Source organism: Mesotoga infera (assembly GCA_011045915.1).
Lineage (GTDB): Bacteria > Thermotogota > Thermotogae > Petrotogales > Kosmotogaceae > Mesotoga > Mesotoga infera_D.
The window spans coordinates 1-3,706 of sequence record DSBT01000043.1; the positions used below are offsets into that span (position 1 = coordinate 1).

At 46.8% G+C, this 3,706-nt stretch carries 4 protein-coding genes; 2 read left to right on the top strand and 2 right to left on the bottom strand.

The features are described 5' to 3' along the window. Together ENN47_01175 and ENN47_01180 are read left to right on the top strand one after the other, a co-directional pair. Positions 1-414, top strand: a 414-nt coding sequence (locus tag ENN47_01175; GenBank protein HDP76803.1) for a BMP family ABC transporter substrate-binding protein, incomplete at its 5' end; no start/stop codon positions are given. Then, on the top strand, positions 407-1,243 hold the full coding sequence (locus tag ENN47_01180; protein HDP76804.1) for a MurR/RpiR family transcriptional regulator: 837 nt from the start codon (positions 407-409) through the stop codon (positions 1,241-1,243). The genes ENN47_01175 and ENN47_01180, both read left to right, overlap by 8 nt. Positions 1,244-1,275: 32 nt before the next feature. Here the strand turns inward: ENN47_01180 and ENN47_01185 are convergent, their stop codons facing one another. Further along, positions 1,276-1,845 carry a TetR/AcrR family transcriptional regulator gene (locus tag ENN47_01185; protein ID HDP76805.1) on the bottom strand — a complete coding sequence of 190 codons (570 nt, stop codon included), beginning with the start codon at positions 1,843-1,845 and terminating at the stop codon, positions 1,276-1,278. Positions 1,846-1,861: 16 nt separating this feature from the next. Next, positions 1,862-3,307: a radical SAM protein gene (locus ENN47_01190; protein ID HDP76806.1), complete on the bottom strand. Its 1,446-nt coding sequence runs from the start codon at positions 3,305-3,307 to the stop codon at positions 1,862-1,864. Between the last annotated feature and the right edge of the window lie 399 nt (positions 3,308-3,706).

A 3,706-nucleotide genomic window follows, 5' to 3' on the forward strand; every position in this document is an offset into this window, starting at 1 on the left:
AGCTGGTCCGATCCTTCGAGAGGAAGAGAGCTGGCTGCAAAGCAGTTTGATGCAGGTGCGGACGTAATCCTTTCAATTGCAGGAGGAAGCGGCGTTGGAGTGATTGAAGAGGCATCGGTCAGAGGTAAGTATGTGATCACCGTCGACTCGAATCTCATATCGATGAATCCTGCTGTTATACTGGCGAGCTTTCTGAAGCACATGGATCTCCTCGTGAAAGAGACAATAACCCAGGCTAGCGAAGGAAAGCTGCCGTTTGGCAGTTCAAAGAGGGTCGGTATTTCCGACGGAATGATAGACTATACATACGATGATCCAAACTTTCTTTCTAATGTTCCGGAAGAGATTCGAAGCGAGGTCCTTATCTGGTTTGAGAGACTAAAGGAGCAGGGCGGTCCTGCTGAAAATGAGTAGCCTTCTTCAGTCATACAACGAAGCACTTCATCTCCTAACCGAGACTGAAGAAAAGATTGTGAGCTTTGTAATGAATAATCCGGAGCAATCTCTGGAGCTCTCAATTCACGATCTGGCAACACGGCTTGAGATATCCCCGTCGATGATTGTCAAGGCCGCGAAGAAGCTGGGATTCACCGGCTATACGCAACTGAAGTTGGCCATCGCAAGTGAGCTTAACATACTCGTCCAGAGGGAAAAGTCATCCATATTGATCGAAGACCTGAAGGCATATGATGAGCTCGTATCAACGACAATTAAGGAAGCCTACTGTCGACTTAGCGAGGAATTGATAGAGGAGGCGGCGAGAGTTCTTTCTTTATCTCAGATAGTCGACATCTACGCCTTTGGCTTTGACGCTGTCGCCGGGCACGACCTCTATCTAAAGATGCTTCAATGTGGGAAGAGAGTACAGCTCATCCAAAATGGCTACGAGCAGATGATCTCTGCTTACAGTCTGGAAAGTAATTCTGTAGTAGTCGCCATTTCAAGCACAGGAAGTTCCGTTGACCTCATTGATGCCTTGAGATTCTCAAAGAAGACCGGGGCCTCCGTGGTTACAATAACTCCGGCCGGATCGAAGCTAAGCGATTATTCGAGCATCAACCTGGAAAGCTATTACTCGAAACTAGTCTTTCCAGAAGGCGGCCTAGTCACTAGAATCGTCCAGCTGATGATTGTAGATGTACTCTATATGAAATTTCTTCAAATCTCAGGCGGAAGGTTCGAGGAAAGATACTCGAGATTTCGAGAAGTCCTTGACTTCAAGAGAAGAGGAGCAAAAAAATGAGAGGGATCTAGTCCCTCTCATCAGTTAACGGTTCATTCACCGGAGTTGCTCACCAAGCCTCTCCAGATTATCTCTCTTATGCTTTCCAGCCCGTTCGGGTCTTCCGTTATGCTGAAACCATTCAATATGAGGTCTGCTGCGCTGTCGGGATCCACGTCTTTCGAAATCTCCTGAGCAATCTTTGCTTCATCTATGGCTGAGGACAGCTTCTCCTTCAGAAGCTGGTATCTGTCTCTTACCCTCTTCCAGGACTCATTGTCCTCCCTGCTAAGGTTAGCCCTCTCTTGATCCATGATTTTCTTGATCTCGTTCTTATTGGTTATGAAATCAATGTACGACCTGAGAATCCTCTTGAGTTTCGACACATAAACATTCTCATCTCTTGTTTCCGAAAAGACATGATCTTCAAGTTCGTCTATCGAATATTGCCAGACTTCATAAAATAAATCCTCTTTGCTGGGGAAGTAATAATATATCAAGGCCTTTTTCACCCCAGCGATCTGGGCAATCTCAGACATGCTTACGCCGTCGTGACCTCTTTCCGCAAAGGCCTTCCGGGCGGCTTTTATAATCCTCTCTCTAGAAGACAATTTTGCTCGCACCGGATCCACCGTCCCCTCAAGGTTTTTTGTCTATAGCAAGCTTTTCTTCGTTGTTAGCGTACTTTCTCATTCTAACATCGAAATCGTATACCCCTCTGTGGGCCGGATGGGTCTCGGCAAAGCCTTCCTCATAGTAGAGTTTGTCGGCGTATTCCTTCCAACCCGCAGCAAGTTCATCGAGCTGTCCGGCAAGCTCGGTGACAACGTTTTCGCTGCCATCATGCTGTGGGATCGCATTGAACTTGTTCACCATGGCTCTGAGGACCTTCGGATTGTCAATAATCGGACAGGGTCTGAAGAGATTATTGCTGTAAGGCACCATTCTCTTGTATGCAGTGAAGAATGGAGACTTCAAAATCTCCAGAAGACTCTTCTCTCTTATACTGTCAACCGCGAACTGCTGGAAGACACACGGTTCAACGTAGCCCTTTGCATTTACGTGAAGATACTTCGCGCCGGCGGCCAGACAGCCATTCGTAAGGAATCCGTGGTTCCAGAAATCCGCAACGAATGCAAAGTCTCCGCCAAGTCTCTCTTGCTCAGTCTTGAAGAAACGCTCGTACCTCTGTTCAGGTGTCGGCACGAGATCCATCGAAGGATTCATACCTACCGGCATGAACTGGAAGACCCAAGCATAAGCAACGCCTTCGTCCTTCAAGAACTGCCAGAACTCGTCCTTCATCATTACTTCGTGATTGAGTCTTGTTGCGGTAACCGAAGTACCGTAGATGACTCCGGCTTCTCTCAGATTTTCCCACGCCTGCTTGATCTTCTGGAAAACACCGCGTCCTCTTCTCCAGTCAGTCTCACCTTCGAAACCTTCCACTGATACGGCAAAGGTCGCATTTCCAAGTTCTCCAAGTTTCTTCGCAACTTCCTTGGTGATAAGCGTTCCATTTGTGTAGACCTGGAAGTACGAATCGTTGAACTCTTCGAAAATCTCAAGAAGATGCGGCCATACGAAAGGCTCACCGCCGGTAATGATAAAGAAGTAGATCCCCAGTTCATTCGCCTGTCGAATTATTGAACTGACCTCTTCCTTTGAGAGCTGGTACTTTCTGCCGTAGAGACCGGCATAGCAACCGACGCAGTTCAGATTACAGGCGTAAGTTGGACTGATGACTACGAGCTTGGGAATAACAACTTCGTGCTCGAGCATCTTCTCCTGGCGAATCTTTTCACCAAGGGCGAACTCGTTTACAACGAGATTTGTCATAGCCTTTTCAACTGACTTTGGACTGGATCTCTTAAAAACATTCTGCCAGGAAACGATCATTGGATGCTCTTCCTTGGCCATCTGAGTGAGTTTCTTCAATCCACTCTTCGTCGGTTCCTTCGTCAGAGCAGCCACCGTCCCAAATAGCCTTCCAATATTTTCAGTAGAAGAATTCCTGACAAGTGAACCCACGTACTTCCCTGCCTGTCTCAGCATGGAAGCCTTCATGCTTTCTACAATACCCATGAATAACACCCCCAATAGATTTTTACTTACCGGTCGGTAAAATACTAAACCATCGATACTACGTATTCCTTTCGTTTATATGAAGTTTCTAGAAAAGAGTATATTTGATTGCCTCAACTAACCAAAGATCGGGTTGCTAGGAGCGGGTTATCAGAACCGGGTTATGAAGATCGGGTTGCTAGGAGCGGGTTATCAGAACCGGGTTATGAAGATCGGGTTGCTAGGAGCGGGTTATCAAAACCGGGTTATGAAGATCGGGTTTAGTAAGAGGAGATTTATTCTTCGCTCCAGAGCTAGGATCTGTTCTTCGTTCTTGGTCAACACCATAACGCAGTAACGTGGAGATCCTTACCAGAAGCACGAGGATTACGAGGAAAGCAGATTCATATGAAATAATCA